The sequence below is a fragment of the Methyloglobulus sp. genome (assembly GCF_046714055.1).
Classification (GTDB): Bacteria; Pseudomonadota; Gammaproteobacteria; order Methylococcales; family Methylomonadaceae; genus Methyloglobulus.
Genome location: NZ_JBKKBJ010000189.1, coordinates 1 through 15,604, shown reverse-complemented (window position 1 = coordinate 15,604; position 15,604 = coordinate 1). Strand labels below are relative to the sequence as shown.

Sequence of the window (15,604 nt, the reverse complement as noted above, 5' to 3'; positions counted from 1 at the left end):
TGATTAGTAAGGAACCCCAGCCAGCACCGTCATACTGGCATGGATGCCGGTATCCAGTCACATGGATGTGAATGTATGACTTGGCATTGTGCCTAAATCAAGCGGCAGGGCATTTGGCACAAACCATCCATGGCTCTGGATTCCGGCTTCCCTGCCGGAATGACGAACTTTTTGGCGCTGGCTGAAGAATCTTGCTAATCAGTTAAAACTTTGCGCTATTCCGTAACCAACAATGTTTATTCAAGTCATTATCAAACAATTTGTACCCATTTCTTTACCACAATTAAGGGTTAAAAAATCATGACAACAATTCAAATAGGCTGCGACTTAACGTATTCGGTAACCAATCCCACGAGCTTTCTGTTTAATGTGGCGGCGGCACGAACTGGGCATCAGACCATCAGCGAGGAGACTTTGCAGCTAACCCCCAATATTAAATACGAGGCCAGCAGTTTGGGCACGGAAGATATTCAAGTGTACCGGCTAACTGTCGAACCCTGCGATCTGCAACTCCAATACCGTGCGAATGTGGATTTACGTCCTGAAATTTATGATACTTCAGGGATTGTCGAGACCGGATACTCCCAATTGCCAAGCGAAGTATTACCCTACCTTAATCCCAGCCGTTATTGCGAGTCTGATCGTTTGACCCATTTTGCCTTACGGATGTTTGGTAACGCCCAGCCCGGATTTGCCCGTGTCACAGCGATTTGCGACTGGATAAACAGCAATCTCGACTATCAATCAGGCAGTACCAGCGAAAGTACCAGCGCCTGCGACGTATTGATACAGCGTGTAGGTGTATGCCGGGATTATGCGCATCTCGCCATCGCCTTGTGCCGGGCGTTATGTATCCCTGCACGTTATGTTTCAGGATACGCCGTGGCTTTGCAGCCTCCGGATTTTCATGGATTTTTTGAAGCTTATCTGGGGTCTCGTTGGTATTTGTTTGATGCCACACGAATGGCGCCGGTTGAGGGTTTTGTACGTATAGGCACAGGTCGCGATGCTGCCGATGCATCATTCGCAACCATCATCGGGGAGGCGACGCTCACCTATATGGCGGTGTGGGCTGAACAAACGGGACTCAACCAAATACCCCATCAACCTCTGCCGCCAGCGGGAGTGTCGACAATTAATTAAAAGAGGTGGTCAATTAGCGCCTCTTGGTACAAGATATAGAATTGGAATATTTAAGAGATCAAGCTAAAACGAGACTGATTCTGGAATCTTTGATTGGCAGGAGGCGCTAACTGACTACGCCGCTATTTGTTGCGGCCATGCTTTGCCTGATTGCGGCGCTGCTCAATTTTATTGGTGAGATTTATCTGGCGACCGTGCATGTCCGTGGCAACCCGTAATGCAATACCTGTCACGCAAACAAGAAAAATACAGTCGGATCTTGCACGAGCTGGCTTGATGCGTAATTTAGTTATTGTAACGCCCTACTCATTCGCTGGCGATTCAACGTCGGGGCGCATCGTTTCGGTCACGTCTTTGCCTATCCCACGGTAGCCGATAAAGCGGCCAGAGGGGTCGAACATCGGCTCCCCACTCACCATTAAATATTGCTGCGATCCGTCGGGATTAGTCCGGGTGTAGACAAAATCCAGGAACGGTCGTCTGGCGACCAGGTTTTCCTCAAGTAGGTCTCGCTCGGTCTCGTTCCAGCTCCCCCCTTGATGATCTCTTGTTATGGTCAGCTCGTCGTCGACACGGATTCCGAGCATTTCAAACACTGGGCCAAAAATCTTGGTGAAATGCCCGTTTTCGTCCTGCTCCCAATGCCAGTCGGACGACAGCTCAGTCAGGCGGCGAAAACGCGCTTCGCTTTCACGTAGCTCGGCAGTCCGTTCCAGCACTGTCCGTTCCAGAACCTTGTTGTGATTCTCGAGTTCCCTGTTCAACAGCCGCACTTCCAGCATGTTATGGATGCGCGTCTGTACTTCGACTAAATCAAACGGCTTGCTGACAAAATCTTTCGCGCCGGCAGAGAGCGCCCGCAGTTTATGGCCTGGTTCGGCAGTGATCACGAGTACCGGAAGGTAGCCATTCGTTTCAATATCCTTAAGGCCTTCCATTACCTGGAAGCCATCCATGCCGGGCATTTTCAGATCGAGCAAGATCAAGTCATAGCGATTTTTGCGATGCAGCTCGCAGGCTGTATAAGGATCACTTGTAGACGCGATACAAGCATAGCCGACACCACGCAGCATTTCCTCAAGCAGAAGTATATTGGATTGCTGATCGTCAACGATCAGAATGCTGGCACTAAGAATTTCTTGTTCGCTAATCATCGTATTTGTCCGGTTTCATTGGTGTTGATTAATCTCATTTCAGAAAATTTCAGCGTATCGTCTATGGCACTCATCAATTCATTGACCTTGATGGGTTTGGTGAGATAACGGAAGAATCCCGCCTCCAGTCCCTTCTCGATATCGCGGGGCATGGCATTGGCGCTGAGAGCAATAACGGGAATGTGCGCCGTTGCCGGGTCTTCGCGCAATATTTTCAGTGCTTGGATTCCGTTGATACCGGACAGATTGATGTCCATTAAAATCACATTCGGGAGATGGGCGCGGGCAAGCGCTATGCCGAGATTGCCATCGTGTGCGCTCAGCAAGCGTATCTGTGGGTGGTTCTCAATTATTTGCTCGACCAGCAGGAGGTTGGCCGGATTGTCTTCCACGTAGAGCAGGGTATGCAGCGCCGCATTTCCCTGTGCTTGCGACGTAAGTTCAGCGGACATTGTATTTTCAGCGGCAAGTTGTGGTGTAACGTCCCGGATCAGTTCGATCCAGAATACGCTGCCCACCCCGACGGTGCTTTCCACGCCGATGGTGCCTCCCATCAGTTCGACCAGTTGCTTGGTTACCACCAGGCCGATGCCTGTCCCTTCCTCGGCGCCGGTCTCTTGCCCGAGACGATTGAACGGCTGAAATAACTGCGCCAGCTGTTCCGGAGGCAATCCCGCACCGCTGTCTTTGATGCTGATGCGCAGGAGTCCTGGAGTATTAGCGGAGCTATTCACCTCGATCGTGCCATGCTCGCAGTTGTATTTGATCGCATTGGAAAGCAGGTTGACCAAAACCTGCTTTACCCGGGTTCGATCGGCATAGACAAACCAAGTGCTGTCGAATGGGAGAAAGGTCAGTTTGATGTCACGTTGTTGCGCCTGCGAGCCGATCATGGCCTGGCATTCGAGCAAGACATCGGCTAGCGACACCGGTTCTCGCGACAGCGATAGCCTACCAGACTCAATCAACGCGATGTCGAGGATTTCGTTAATCAGTTCCAGCAGATACCATCCTGCTTTGATAATCTGTTGTAGCCTTACCATCTGGGTGGCCGTTGGCGGCGGTGTACCGGCCTCCAGCAACTGGGCGAAGCCGAGGATGGCATTGAGCGGGGTGCGCAGTTCATGGCTCATGTTGGAAAGGAACTCCGACTTGACGCGGTTGGCTTTATCCGCCACCGTCTTGGCGATTTCCATCTGGTCTCTAGCCGTTTGGACTTGTTCGGCCAGTTTTTGTGCTTCAATGGTAGCGATGACCAGGCGTGCGTTTACTTGCTGCAATATAAGTATATGATTGTTGGACTCTGCCTGTGTTGTCTCTGTCTTGCAAATTTCCTGCTCACGCGAGGTGGCGTCCTCTTCGCGAAAATGAATAGTGTCTTCACACAAGTCGGCAGCATCTTCTCGTGCAATGACCCGTTTTTTGCGGTTTTTCGCGGCCACCTCATTGTCAATGACAGCACTTTCTGTAAGCCTCATATCGTTTCCGCGAACAGCTAAGCGCTTGTCTTTGCTTTGGTTAGTCGCATCCGGTTGACCTGCGTTACCGCCATCAGACCCACCGTTATTGTCATTGCTGTTCATTACCATTCTTGATCACCTGGCCTTTCTAGCTAAGGGCTGACCGTGGGCCGACCAGACATGATGCCGGCATACTCGGATAAAGTTTCGCCAATAATGGTGCCTTCGTCGGTAATCTCAAATAATCTAATATCCTTGCTGTGTCGGCTGGCACGGACTTTAATGACCGAGAGAACGCGTTTGAACTGGCCCGCGATTTCGATATAACGCTGCACGATAATGGCGTCCGCAAGAAAAGCGCTCCCAAATGGACTAAAACGTAAATCGGTATAGCGGTCTTCAAGCTCTGAAGTCATCAATATGGTCACCCCCATATCCGTTAGCTCGGCAATCATCCTATACAGCGATCCACGAAAATCCTCGCTGAATTCGGGTGCCAGTGCCAGTTCAAATCCGGACAAGGAGTCAATGACGACACGCTTTGCCTGCATCCGGTTAATCATTTTTTTCAAATCATGCAAGGTTTCATCAATCGACAAATCCAGGGAGCGTGTCTCGATCACCCCAATATGTCCAGCCTGAACCAGAGAATAGAGCCTTTTATTACCCAGCAGTTGGCTAGGGCTTTTCTCAAACGCCGCAATCACACCAGTTTCGCCTCTACGCACACCTTCGGCAAGAAATTCCGTCGCCAATACGGTTTTTCCACAACCGGATGGCCCAACCAAAAGTATCGAATATCCAGCTGGCAAGCCGCCGCCCAGCATTTCATCCAGGCCAGGTATTCCCACCGGAACACGTTCCTCGCCAGTGGATACCTTGATTGCTGACTCAACCGGTGTGCCCGATTCGATAATCGCACGCTGGAAAACCTGAATGCCTTCATCACTAATACGGAACGTATGCAAACCGGGTGCCTGGGCTTGACCACGCATTTTGACCACTTGCATCTTGCGCACCATTGAATTGCGGTGCAAATTTTGCGAAAGCCACAGAATGCCATCTGCCACTGTAAAGACCGGGCTGGATTCTGCTTCCGGTATCAAATATTCACCGATTAAAAATGTTGTTGCCTGCCAGTTCGTCATTTGCAGGCCCAGTTGCTGCACGAACCGATGCAGCTCGAACGCCCCCTGTTCCTCCTGCTTCGCTGACTGCACGACGGAGCGAAACGAATCAACAAATACAAGGCTGGGCGCATAGTCTTTCACTTCTTCGGCAATGCGCGACAATATGCAGTCAAAATTTCCCTCCAGGAGGTCTGCAGATAGGTTGACGAAGCGGATCGATTCATTGACTTTATTGAGATCAAAAAACAGAAATTGTTGTTGATAACGAAGCATCTTCAAAGCGGGTTCCCCGAGTACCGTGAAGAACAGTGCCCGATTATTCGAGTTTGTCAGCGAGAACATGATCTGGTGAGCTAGCGTTGTTTTTCCGCTTCCCGGGGGACCCGCAATCAGGTTAAATGAGAATTCTGGCAATCCTCCACCCAATAAGTTATCCAGACCCGGTACGCCCGTTTTCAGACGACGTATGCTTACCTTGTTACTCATGTTTGAACTCCTTGTCGGCTCTCATCGGAGTATCAATGCCCCAAGCCGAACGTAAAATACTGGTGGTTATCTGCTCGCCAATTAACGAGGATAGGATGTCGGTGAAGGTAATCAGTAGCAAACCGTTTGCTTCTCTGACTTGCGTAGGTGCTTGACCTTCAAAGCTTATTTTTAATTCCGTAAATCGGTGATCAGTCTGCGGTGACCGTGGGTCGACCGAAAGCCGGGGAAACTTTGCTTGGGTAAGGAATACACTTCTCGCGTAAAGTGAATTGAACCCCTCTTTTCCGACAATAGAAATGATTTGGGTCGCCAATTGCTCCCATAAGTTAATCGCGGTATCCGCAACTTTTTCAGTGTGCTGTGGCATGAGATTTTTAATTATCTGATGCCGCAGCAAGTCACTCGTATCCATAGGCAAATATTCAATAGGTCGATATAACATTGGTGGTGGTTGCACTATACCTCAAGCTAGATGATTTGTTTAGACACCAGGACATATTTTTTTAGGCTCTGTCATCGTCCAATTTTTATAGTTTCCACTCTCCAGCATGGGAATTCATCCTGCAACGCTCTAGCGTTGCGTGACGCTGGAGCGTCACAAGCGGCATTCCCAAGCCTAAGCGTGGGAACGATACTAAATATCCATTCGTCCTGAGCTTGTCGAAGGACATTAAAGCCGTTCATGGTTCGACAAGGCTCTTCTGCGTAGTCGAAGGATTCACCACAGACGGCGGCTTTAGCTGTAGTGTTCCATTTTAATTGGGTAGCCCTATCGGCTGCATCAACCATCATGTTTTTTCTCCTGTATTTGTATGAGTTGATTGCGTTTCCGAAAATTTCAGTGCATCGTCCATGGCACTCATCAAGGTCAATGAATTGATGAGTGCATCGTCCAAGGCACTCATCAATTCATTGACCTTGATGGGTTTGGTGAGATAACGGAAGAATCCCGCCTCCAGTCCTTTCTCGATATCGCGGGGCATGGCATTGGCGCTGAGGGCAATGACGGGAATGTGCGCCGTTGCCGGGTCTTCGCGCAGTATTTTCAGCACTTGGAAACCGCTGATGCCAGGCAGATGGATGTCCACCAGGATCACATCCGGGAGATGGGCGCGAGCAAGCGCTATGCCGAGCTTGCCATCGCTTGCGCTCAGCATGTTTACCTGTGGATGCCCTTCAATTATTTGCTCGACCAGCAGCAGGTTGGCCGGGTGGTCTTCCACGTAGAGCAGCAAGGTATCCATCGCTGTGTTTTTCTGTGCCTGTGGCGTAAGTTTCTCAGGCATTGTATTTTTAGCGGCAAGTTGCGGTGCAACGCTTCGGATAAGTTCAATCCAGAATTTGCTGCCTATCCCGACGGTACTTTCAACGCCGATTCTGCCCCCCATCAATTCAACCAGTTGCTTGGTGACCACTAGGCCAATACCGGTCCCTTCTTCGTTGCCGTACTCTTGCCCGAGACGATTGAACGGCTGAAAGAGCTGAGTCAGATGTTCCGCAGACAATCCTGCACCGCTGTCATTGATGCTGATTCGTAGATGCCCTTGAGTATTAACGGAGCAATGCACTTCTATCGTGCCATGCTCACGGTTGTATTTGATCGCATTGGAAAGCAGGTTGATCAAAACCTGCTTTAATCGGGTTAGATCGGCATAGACAAATAAGGTGTTATCGAATGGGAGAAAGGTCAGTTTAATGTCATGCTGTTGCGCTTGCGGTTCCATCATGGCTTTGCATTCGTCTACAACAGCAATAAGCGACACCGATTCCCGCGACAGTGATACTTTGCCAGATTCGATTAACGTGAGATCAAGAATTTCGTTAATCAGTTCCAGCAAATACCAGCCTGCTTTGATAATCTGCGCTATCTTTAGTTTCTGGGTGCTTGTAGGCGCAGGTTTACCTGCCTCCAACAACTGGGCGAAACCGAGAATGGCATTGAGCGGTGTACGCAGTTCATGGCTCATGCTAGAAAGGAAATTCGATTTGGCGAGATTGGCTTTGTCTGCTGTGGCAATGGCTTCATGCAGTTTCGCTTCGATGAGCTTGCGCTCGGTGATGTCACGGGCGGCACAATAAAATAGCTGTTCCTGAATGACCGTTGTGACACTCCATGAAAACCATCGGCAAGAGCCGTCTGCGGAGAAGTAGCGATTTTCAAAGCTGAATGAATCGCCTATTCTTATCTGTTTTTCAATCTCGTTTTGCGTGGCTTGCCGATCATCAGGATGGAGAAAATATGTCAACGGTTTGGTGAGGAGGTCTGTACGTGAGTAACCGAGCGCTTTCTCCCAGGCCAAGTTTATGTTTTTGAAGTAGCCGTCAAAGCCAACGACGCATAACGGTTCTTGCGAAAGGGCAAAAAATAGGCGACTTTCTTCAATTTCCTGCTTGCGCTCGGTGATGTCTTGAACTATTCCGACCATGCGCGACGGGTGTCCTGCCGTATCGCATTGATGTTGACCGGATGCCCAAATCCAACGGACTTCACCATCTAACCGACGGATACGACATTCGAAATTCCATTCAGTCTGCGTCGCAGTGACTTCACGAAAACGTCGATCCACCTCAGCACGATCATCAGGCAACACATGTTCCAGGAATATTTCGTAAGTCCAGTTCGGCAGGAGTGAATCGTAACCAAAGATGCGGTCGTGTTCCAATGTACGATGCGCCGTGCCGTCCAACAAATTAAGTTCCCATCCCCCTGTGTGGGTCATTTGCGAGTTGAAGTTCAGCCGTCCTTCGCTTTCGCGCAAGGCTTGCTGCACTTCATATTCCTTGGTGACGTCATGAAACACCAGGACGGTACCGATCACCTGACCGTCGCGCTCGCGAATCGGTGCGCAACTGTTGGCGATAGTGAACTCGCTACCATCGCGTGCAACCAGTAGGGTGGTGTGGTTGGTCATGCTCTGTATCTCGCCAGTCGCCAAGGCTTGGTTTACCGGAATAGGGGTGGGTTGGCGGGTTTCCTGGTTGATGATTTGAAAAATCTCCTCCACCTGGCGACCGGTGGCTTCCGCCTGCGTCCAACCGGTGAGCTGTTCGGCAACTGGATTCAGGAGTGTCACACGGGCTTTGGCATCGGTGGCTATCACGGCTTCGCCGATAGAGTTGAGCGTAACGGCCAGCTTTTCCTCGCTGTCCCGCAAGGTGACGTTGCCCTGCTGCAGTTGTTTATTCGTCGCTTCCTGAATCTCGAGCAAATGCTGTGTTTCGAGATGAACTTGATTCTTGAGCCGCTGTTGTGTTTCCCGATAGATCAAATAGGCGAACCAAAGTGCAAACAGGAGTATAAACAGGCTGGCTGTAACGATGAGGGCAAATAGCTGGCGCAGGGTCGATTGGAACTTTGCTATTTGCATTGCCAGCACGGCTTCCTCAATCTGGATGAAGCCACGCATCCCGGCACGAATTGAATCCATCAAATGCTTACTCTTACCGCTGCCTACTGCCACAATTACGGCGGGGATGTCATTGTTGCGGCGCAACTCAATGACCTGCGCCAATTCCGCCAATTTGGCATCCACTAATGGAGCCAGTGCATCCAGGCGTTTTTGGGCAGCACTGATTGAGGTTAGTTGGCGCAATTCTTCCAGATGGCGGCCGATACGGTCGCGCACCGCCATATAGGGTTCCAGAAAGTCCTCGTCACCAGTTAGCAAAAAGCCGTGCTGCCCGGTTTCGGCATCTTTCAATGCGGACAGAAAGTCATCCGCATGGTTAAGTAAAATGAAGGTATACTTCCGCTCCTCGGAGGCTATCTCAATTTGCCTGAAGGCCCAGAACATGACCGCCACTCCTAGCGCAACCAGCAGGACTGCTACAGCGAACAACGCAACGATTTGATGAGTAGCTTTCAAGGAAGATTTACCCTGCGCCGCGCCAGCGTCGTCGTTGATAATATTGGAATCGAGATTTTTTACGGACATGGTTTACCTTTATGCAAATCGTTAGTGGTCTGGAGGTGGATCACGCCGTGGTAGCGGGAAGCGCGCAGGCAAACCTACATTCAACTTATACGCTAATCCTGCCACAAACAAATCTATCATTAATCTTATTTTCCCCGGGATGCCTCAACTCTTGAATTAACTGGAGAGCTATTAGCGTCTCCTTCACCATTAAGCAAGCGTTGGAACTCTTTCTTGACTACGTTGTAGCATTCACAGGTGCGAGACTCCAATCCCGTCCGGTCAAGAACTGTGATGTGACCACGGCGGTAACTAATCAAACCCGCGCGTTGCAAATTCCCGGCAGCTTCCGTGATGCCTTCACGGCGAACGCCGAGCATGCTGGCTATCAATTCTTGGGTCATGGTCAATTCATTCGAAGGCGTCCGATCCAGGGCTAACAACAGCCAGCGACACAGTTGCTGATCAATCGAATGTTGCCGATTGCAGACTGCAGTTTGGGAGATTTGCGTAATTAATGCTTGGGTGTAAAGCAGCATCAAACGCATCATCGGCCCAGCGCGATTGAACTCCTCCATTATTATCTGCCTTTTCAGTCGGTAACCGCAGCCTGCAGTCAGCACGGTGGCCAGGCTGGGCGTGGTGTTGCCACCCAGGAAAAGTGAAATTCCGAGTATGCCCTCATTGCCCACTCCCGTGATTTCGACCGATGTGCCATTCTCCGTGATGTAGTGCAGGGACACGATGGCGGTCGTCGGGAAATAGACGTGTTGCAATTGACTGCCGGATTCGTAGAGGACTTCACCGAGCTTCATCGAGACCAGTTCCAGATGAGGAGTGATACGCACGAATATTTCCTCAGGCAAGGCGGCGAGAAGCTGGTTTTGACTGGGGGTATGCCGTGCGGATATACTGGCGACCATAATTCTTGTCTATGGAGAACACGCCCGCCCGAGAGCGTGAAAATCAAAAAAGCAGCAGAAATACGAAGATTGAGAATGTAATGGCTACGTTATTTGTTTCTTTATAACACAATATATCAAGCAGGTATGTAATCTAATGAGTGCCGAGTGAAAATTGTCCTGGCTTTCCGAAATCGCACCGAGTCATCAGACAAAAGAGCCGCCACCATCGGCCACTTGAAGGCGATTGCCGTTGACAGGGGCGGCGAAGTATTGTTGGAAACTATGATAGGATAGCCAAGCTATTAATTTTATTTAACTTGTTTTCCATGCAGAAAAATACCCCTTATATTCTTTTTATGACATTCGTTTTGTTAGTGACGGTGTCTTTTTTCTTTTTAATTAAAGATTTTTTATTGGCTTGCTTTTGGGCAATCATCTTTGCTGTCGTTTTTGATCCCACTTATCAGAGGTTTAGGGAATATTTTAAAAATTCTGAAAAAATGCCATTATTTCTGACCATGGCAATGATTATTCTGGTTTTTGTTATACCTTTGCTCACCATAACCTTGATGATAACGGAGGAAAGTACAGACTATTACAATAAAATTCAAAGCGGCGAAATAAATCCCCAACTTTATTTTCAAGATACTCTCGCGCTTTTGCCAAAACTCAATAACTTCCCGCATATACGCGGAATAAGCGTCGGGCAGATCAGTACATCAGTAGGGAATGCCTTTGCACAAGCCGTAAAATATATCGCGCAACAAGTCCCCGCATTAACCCAAAACCTTTTGAATCTTATTGTGCAAGTTGCCTTGTCTTTCTACATCCTGTTTTTTTTATTGCGGGATGGCCATCAATTGGTAAGAAAATTAATATCATTGATACCAATAGGTGACAAGATCGAAATAGAATTATTTGAGCGTTTCACCAGCGTGGCCAGGGCGACTGTTAAAGGCGGATTGATAGTCGCTGTTATTCAGGGCAGTATCGGCGGCTTATTATTTTGGCTTGTCGGCATCCCCGCCGCTTTTTTATGGGGTATGGTAATGATAATTTTGTCGTTATTGCCCATAGGCAGCGCTCTAGTTTGGGGGCCTGCTGCTGCCATTTTATTTTTACAAGGTCAAACTTTAAAAGCGGTTATCGTTTTGACGGTAGGTATTTTAGCAATAGGCCTGATAGATAATTTTCTCAGGCCACGGTTGATAGGTAAAGACAGTAAAATGTCAGATTATTTGGTGATGGTATCGACTTTAGGTGGATTAGTCTGGTTTTCATTAACAGGATTTGTATTGGGCCCAATTATTGCGGCTTTATTCGTCACTTGTTGGGAGATACTGGGAAAAGATAGCCAAGCAAATAAAACGCAATAAAGTACCGTGCATGCAATAACTTGAGCATCTGTAAGGACGAATTCATTCGCCTTGGTGGATGCCTACAGGGATGTAGGTAGTAGGTGGAAAAATGCTCCTGCATTTTCCACATTCACCACATCCCTGTGGCTTTGCAATGCATGAGGAGCGTAGCGGTGTACCGAGAGGGTCGGGGTGATGGGAATAAAAAGGAATAATTCTTCTAAAGTCCCTCATCCTAACCTTCTCCCTCAAGGGAGAGGGTACTTAACCCCTTAATTTAACGACATTTCCCCTACATACCACAGAATGTGTGATTGGGATTTTATGCGCTTTACTTAATCAGCATTGTCAATCTCAAAGAATATCCATCTAACCCGCGAATGCGTTTGCTTGATTTGCCGTTCCATCGCATTGATTTCATCCACTGCACTAAGAACAGTCATGTCGGGTTGGAGTTCAGCTTTAATGGCAACTATCACATGATTGCCGTGCTTGATCGCCCACACATTCAGTACGCGAAGCACACAGGGCTGACTCTCCAGATATTGCTGTACGTTATCACTGATCTCTTCGGCAGCCTCACCAAGCAGCAATGAATGGACTTCCGTACCAACCACTAAGGCAACGGTAATCAATAATAATCCGATTAATATAGAACCTGCCGCATCATAAGCGGTATTACCGGTAATCATTGTCAGGCTTAGCATTACCAGCGCAATCCCGAGCCCTGCCAAGGCTGCCACGTCTTCTCCGGTAACCACCATCAGTTCGCTGGATTGAGTTTCTTTAAACCATTGCCACAACGAGCGCGAGCCTCTCTCCTGTTGTATTGCCGCCAGTGCGCCCTTTAAAGAAAAATATTCCAAACGCAACGCTATCAGTAAGACGAGCAATGCGACCCACTCATTGTCCACGGTGTATGGGTGGGCGTATCGCTGCCATCCTTCATGGACGGAAAATGCGCCACCTACCGAAAATAAGATGAAAGCCACCATCATAGACCAGATATAAGATTCCCGCCCGTAACCCATCGGATGTTTGCGGGTCGCTTCTTTTTTAGATCGTTTCATGCCGATAAACAATAACACCTGATTTCCACAATCGGCATACGAGTGTATCGCTTCGGCTAATAAGGAGCCTGATCCCGTCCAGAAAGCTGCGCCGGTTTTCGCTGCTGCGATGCCTAAATTAGCACCAAATGCATAGAGGATAGCAATTGTTGGGTTAGGGGATGGCATGGATGATTGTGACTAGCTTAGGTACTATCCTTGTGCTACTTTCTAAAAATTAACTTAGTGCATGCACTACACCACGAAAAATATAGTCTTTAGCTTTTTGTTCCGTCGGCAATTCTTCGTAGGGCAAAAAACAGGGGTGTTCTTTTTTATCCGGGTCTTTAACCAAGCCATACTTCCAGCCCTTAGATTCCTTTTCTGCCATCCATTCAATATGGCTATGATCTGCACCAGCATCTGGGTTAGCAATGTGGAAATTCACATTATTAATGGCGCTGCTTTTTTGCCAATCAGGTGCATTTTTCCATTCTGGTTGACTTGTATCCCCTAATGCTAGGCAATAAGCCCTGTTAATTTCGTGTGCAACTCGTGCTATCTGTTCAGTATTCATATTAATACCCAAAGCCGTCATGGGTGGCTATTAACCCGTAAATTCTTAGTGTAATATGCTTAACCCTATGTTTCAGAGGACTACGTTATTTTATTACGCTGCTGAGCGACTCGGTAGTATCAGGTTTGCAAGAGGCACGTTTCTATTAAATAGGAAAACGTTGTCAAGAACCGAGAGCCATCCAAAGATTTATTTTTAATAAAATTCACCCACTTATTAGTCTCTCAACAAACAATCCAGCTTATCCACCAATTCGCACCAATCCGAATCTTGCTCTATGGCTTCAGTCAGAAACACAGCCTGTGTTTCGCTCCAGAAATATGCCTCAGACAAGTTAATATTGTTAGGTAACGGCCTGTGCAACTCAATAAAAGCATTAATCTGCTCCTGGTCGTCTGCTAAACCTAATTGACAAAATAATGTTTGCACCGTGTGTATTGAAGTGTCCATTTGAATCGTTACTCTTGGGTCGGATTTGACCTTGGGGTATTTTTCATTTTAGGGGATCTCTAAAAATCCCCTCTCCCACTGGGAGAGGGCTAGGGTGAGGGAAGTAAGTAATTGATTTTAATCCCCTCATCCCAACCTTCTCCCGCAGGGAGAAGGGGCTTTTTTGAATTTTTGGAGGTTTCCTTTATTGAAATTCTCGGCCTTTAACTTTTATCATTTTCACCATTAACATTGCCAACAATGCCGGCTGTTGCGATAAAGCGTAAAGCATCCTCAACAGACATATCTATTTCCAAAACATTTTCCCGTGACATGATGACTGTGTTGCCCCCCATCTGATAACTGAATGGTAAAAATACGGCTACCTGGTCATCGGCAATAAAACTATGGGAAATCTCTTCAAAATCCGAAACTGTTATAAAGCCTATTTGTTGACCCTTGCCATGAGGCACATTAACCAACACGACTTGTTTAAATTTCCCTTTTTGTTCACCGGAGAACAGGGAAATAAAATCGCGAATTGCTGAATAGATGCTTTTAACAACAGGAATCTGGTTTACAAGTCCTTCAAAGATATTGAACAGTCTGCGGAAAGTCCGGGACTCCAAAAAGTTTCCGAAAAAAAACACCACAATAAGGCCTAACACAAACCCAAAACCCTTTATGTACCAACTATGGGGCAAGAAAAACTTGAAGATATTTCCCAACGCGAATTCTGCAGTGACTGCAAGCCAGAGCAGCAAATACAGGGTGAGGGTTAGGGGGATAATAGCGATTAACCCTGTGAAAAAGGTTCTGCTGACCGGTTTCATTTTTAATCCCAATAATTGATTCATAAGCTAGATTACATTCCTAAAAAGTGAACTCAAATTCCCTACAGTAGCAAAAATGTTACTATATTCCTGTCTTTATAATCAGGGGAGTGATTCGTCTATACGATTGGCGGGGTTGTCGACCACTCCTGCATCGCCTGATCTCCTGGACGATCAACTTTAACCTTGCCATCTTCGGTTGAAATTACCCAGCTTAACGGAATGTAATGATGCTGCCCCGCCTTATCTCTGGTCAGTTTGATGATATTCGAACCCTCCATGTGATCGACAGTGGCAAACTGGCCATCTTGGGAACACACAACGGGCATATCAGGCTTAATCTGGTCGGTATTAATCATGGTTTTTCTCCTGTTGGCTCAGTCTGAGCAAATTTAATTGATAATTCTTAGTCAGTAATTCAGGCAAGGCTTTAAAAATACTGACTATTATTCGGATTTTAATTAGGTTACTCGATTTATCTTTAACGAGTGAGTCCATTGCATACTCCATTAAATCCCATTGCCCATGTTCTAAATATACACACATAACTAAAACGGGTCTGTGCGTCCGCGCACATAGAAAATGGCTCATAACATTCTTTATTTATGTGCGATAGCGTACCGACTGCGCCTGGCATTACCGTTAGATTTAACATGGGCCATTGAATGACACGATGTATGCGGTCAATCTCGAAACTTAACGAAATACCGATCAAATTACCAAGTAAGAGGTTAAGTGATAGCGTGCAACTGTTTTTAAAAGCCGTCATTCCGGCAGGGAGAGCCAAAGCGAGGGTTGGGCGGCGAGGATTCCATATCCTCTTCCGCACTTCCTCCATCCTTGGAGGTCGCCGGAATCCAGGCTCCATAACCCAATGGCGACAAGCACCGTGGAACCGACAGGTTTCAGACTGCTACACTACCGCTGTCGATAAGTAGTGGCGGCAAATTCAAGTTGGTTGCGGGGGCATACTTAATTGCGGTCGCTGCTGCAATAAAGGGGCATAAAAAAGGCGGGTTAGTCACCCGCCGTTCCTTGTAATACCAATCACAGTAAGTTTTCTTATCAATAGTATGGGGTTATAATTCCACTTTAAAGTAAAACCTAAAGATGGGAGGCACCTATCGCCCGACCAAGACGATTACCCGAAGCGCTGCAGGCGT

Annotated in this window: 15 protein-coding genes; 4 read left to right on the top strand and 11 right to left on the bottom strand. The window is 47.7% G+C overall.

The features are described from left to right. Positions 1 to 300: 300 nt before the first annotated feature. On the top strand, positions 301 to 1,143 hold the full coding sequence (locus ACLQ6D_RS11270; protein ID WP_411727382.1) for a transglutaminase-like domain-containing protein: 843 nt from the start codon (positions 301 to 303) through the stop codon (positions 1,141 to 1,143). 302 nt (positions 1,144 to 1,445) lie between these two features. Here ACLQ6D_RS11270 and ACLQ6D_RS11265 read toward each other — a convergent pair whose 3' ends face one another. The 6 genes from ACLQ6D_RS11265 to ACLQ6D_RS11240 form a co-directional block, all read right to left on the bottom strand. Further along, a complete protein-coding gene (locus ACLQ6D_RS11265) occupies positions 1,446 to 2,297 on the bottom strand; it encodes a response regulator (protein ID WP_411727381.1) in 852 nt (283 codons plus the stop codon). Further along, on the bottom strand, positions 2,294 to 3,880 hold the full coding sequence (locus ACLQ6D_RS11260; protein WP_411727380.1) for an ATP-binding protein: 1,587 nt from the start codon (positions 3,878 to 3,880) through the stop codon (positions 2,294 to 2,296). The genes ACLQ6D_RS11265 and ACLQ6D_RS11260 overlap by 4 nt, the downstream gene beginning before the upstream one ends. 29 nt (positions 3,881 to 3,909) lie before the next feature. Next, complete coding sequence (locus tag ACLQ6D_RS11255) at positions 3,910 to 5,373, bottom strand: RAD55 family ATPase (RefSeq protein WP_411727379.1); 1,464 nt, start codon at positions 5,371 to 5,373, stop codon at positions 3,910 to 3,912. Beyond that, the gene (locus ACLQ6D_RS11250; protein WP_411727378.1) at positions 5,366 to 5,743 is read right to left on the bottom strand and encodes a hypothetical protein; all 378 of its coding nucleotides are present in this window, start codon (positions 5,741 to 5,743) and stop codon (positions 5,366 to 5,368) included. Before ACLQ6D_RS11250 ends, ACLQ6D_RS11255 begins: the two co-directional genes overlap by 8 nt. Positions 5,744 to 6,164: 421 nt before the next feature. After that, positions 6,165 to 9,311, bottom strand: coding sequence for a PAS domain S-box protein (locus tag ACLQ6D_RS11245; RefSeq protein ID WP_411727377.1), 3,147 nt, complete (start codon positions 9,309 to 9,311; stop codon positions 6,165 to 6,167). Positions 9,312 to 9,436: 125 nt separating this feature from the next. Next, positions 9,437 to 10,213, bottom strand: a complete 777-nt coding sequence (locus ACLQ6D_RS11240; protein ID WP_411727376.1) for a Crp/Fnr family transcriptional regulator — start codon at positions 10,211 to 10,213, stop codon at positions 9,437 to 9,439. Between the two features lie 147 nt (positions 10,214 to 10,360). Here ACLQ6D_RS11240 and ACLQ6D_RS11235 point away from each other — a divergent pair, with 147 nt between their 5' ends. Both ACLQ6D_RS11235 and ACLQ6D_RS11230 read left to right on the top strand, forming a co-directional pair. Continuing rightward, positions 10,361 to 10,489: a hypothetical protein gene (locus ACLQ6D_RS11235; protein ID WP_411727375.1), complete on the top strand. Its 129-nt coding sequence runs from the start codon at positions 10,361 to 10,363 to the stop codon at positions 10,487 to 10,489. Between the two features lie 32 nt (positions 10,490 to 10,521). Next, positions 10,522 to 11,571 carry an AI-2E family transporter gene (locus ACLQ6D_RS11230; protein ID WP_411727374.1) on the top strand — a complete coding sequence of 350 codons (1,050 nt, stop codon included), beginning with the start codon at positions 10,522 to 10,524 and terminating at the stop codon, positions 11,569 to 11,571. Between the two features lie 317 nt (positions 11,572 to 11,888). On the opposite strand, the gene ACLQ6D_RS11225 is transcribed toward ACLQ6D_RS11230, so the two are convergent. The 5 genes from ACLQ6D_RS11225 to ACLQ6D_RS11205 form a co-directional block, all read right to left on the bottom strand. Next, positions 11,889 to 12,791, bottom strand: coding sequence for a cation diffusion facilitator family transporter (locus ACLQ6D_RS11225; RefSeq protein ID WP_411727373.1), 903 nt, complete (start codon positions 12,789 to 12,791; stop codon positions 11,889 to 11,891). 49 nt (positions 12,792 to 12,840) lie between these two features. Beyond that, positions 12,841 to 13,179, bottom strand: a complete 339-nt coding sequence (locus ACLQ6D_RS11220) for a RyR domain-containing protein (RefSeq protein WP_411727372.1) — start codon at positions 13,177 to 13,179, stop codon at positions 12,841 to 12,843. A 216-nt stretch (positions 13,180 to 13,395) separates the two neighbouring features. Further along, positions 13,396 to 13,629, bottom strand: coding sequence for a DUF2789 domain-containing protein (locus ACLQ6D_RS11215; RefSeq protein ID WP_411727371.1), 234 nt, complete (start codon positions 13,627 to 13,629; stop codon positions 13,396 to 13,398). 203 nt (positions 13,630 to 13,832) lie between these two features. Then, a complete protein-coding gene (locus tag ACLQ6D_RS11210; protein WP_411727370.1) occupies positions 13,833 to 14,441 on the bottom strand; it encodes a DUF502 domain-containing protein in 609 nt (202 codons plus the stop codon). Between the two features lie 119 nt (positions 14,442 to 14,560). Further along, positions 14,561 to 14,800 (bottom strand): DUF2171 domain-containing protein, encoded by a 240-nt coding sequence (locus tag ACLQ6D_RS11205; RefSeq protein ID WP_411727369.1) that lies wholly within the window; start codon positions 14,798 to 14,800, stop codon positions 14,561 to 14,563. A gap of 384 nt (positions 14,801 to 15,184) precedes the next feature. Between ACLQ6D_RS11205 and ACLQ6D_RS11200 the strand changes: the two genes are divergently transcribed. Continuing rightward, positions 15,185 to 15,379, top strand: a complete 195-nt coding sequence (locus tag ACLQ6D_RS11200) for a hypothetical protein (protein WP_411727367.1) — start codon at positions 15,185 to 15,187, stop codon at positions 15,377 to 15,379. The last annotated feature ends 225 nt before the right edge of the window (positions 15,380 to 15,604 follow it).

What these genes read in the sequence shown, in the direction of transcription:
- ACLQ6D_RS11245 (WP_411727377.1), bottom strand. Translation starts at nt 9,311, where the DNA reads ATGTCCGTAAAAAATCTCGATTCCAATATTATCAACGACGACGCTGGC.
- ACLQ6D_RS11240 (WP_411727376.1), bottom strand. Translation starts at nt 10,213, where the DNA reads ATGGTCGCCAGTATATCCGCACGGCATACCCCCAGTCAAAACCAGCTT.
- ACLQ6D_RS11230 (WP_411727374.1), top strand. Translation starts at nt 10,522, where the DNA reads ATGCAGAAAAATACCCCTTATATTCTTTTTATGACATTCGTTTTGTTA.
- ACLQ6D_RS11250 (WP_411727378.1), bottom strand. Translation starts at nt 5,743, where the DNA reads ATGCCACAGCACACTGAAAAAGTTGCGGATACCGCGATTAACTTATGG.
- ACLQ6D_RS11210 (WP_411727370.1), bottom strand. Translation starts at nt 14,441, where the DNA reads ATGAAACCGGTCAGCAGAACCTTTTTCACAGGGTTAATCGCTATTATC.
- ACLQ6D_RS11215 (WP_411727371.1), bottom strand. Translation starts at nt 13,629, where the DNA reads ATGGACACTTCAATACACACGGTGCAAACATTATTTTGTCAATTAGGT.
- ACLQ6D_RS11225 (WP_411727373.1), bottom strand. Translation starts at nt 12,791, where the DNA reads ATGCCATCCCCTAACCCAACAATTGCTATCCTCTATGCATTTGGTGCT.
- ACLQ6D_RS11255 (WP_411727379.1), bottom strand. Translation starts at nt 5,373, where the DNA reads ATGAGTAACAAGGTAAGCATACGTCGTCTGAAAACGGGCGTACCGGGT.
- ACLQ6D_RS11265 (WP_411727381.1), bottom strand. Translation starts at nt 2,297, where the DNA reads ATGATTAGCGAACAAGAAATTCTTAGTGCCAGCATTCTGATCGTTGAC.
- ACLQ6D_RS11260 (WP_411727380.1), bottom strand. Translation starts at nt 3,880, where the DNA reads ATGAACAGCAATGACAATAACGGTGGGTCTGATGGCGGTAACGCAGGT.
- ACLQ6D_RS11270 (WP_411727382.1), top strand. Translation starts at nt 301, where the DNA reads ATGACAACAATTCAAATAGGCTGCGACTTAACGTATTCGGTAACCAAT.
- ACLQ6D_RS11205 (WP_411727369.1), bottom strand. Translation starts at nt 14,800, where the DNA reads ATGATTAATACCGACCAGATTAAGCCTGATATGCCCGTTGTGTGTTCC.
- ACLQ6D_RS11220 (WP_411727372.1), bottom strand. Translation starts at nt 13,179, where the DNA reads ATGAATACTGAACAGATAGCACGAGTTGCACACGAAATTAACAGGGCT.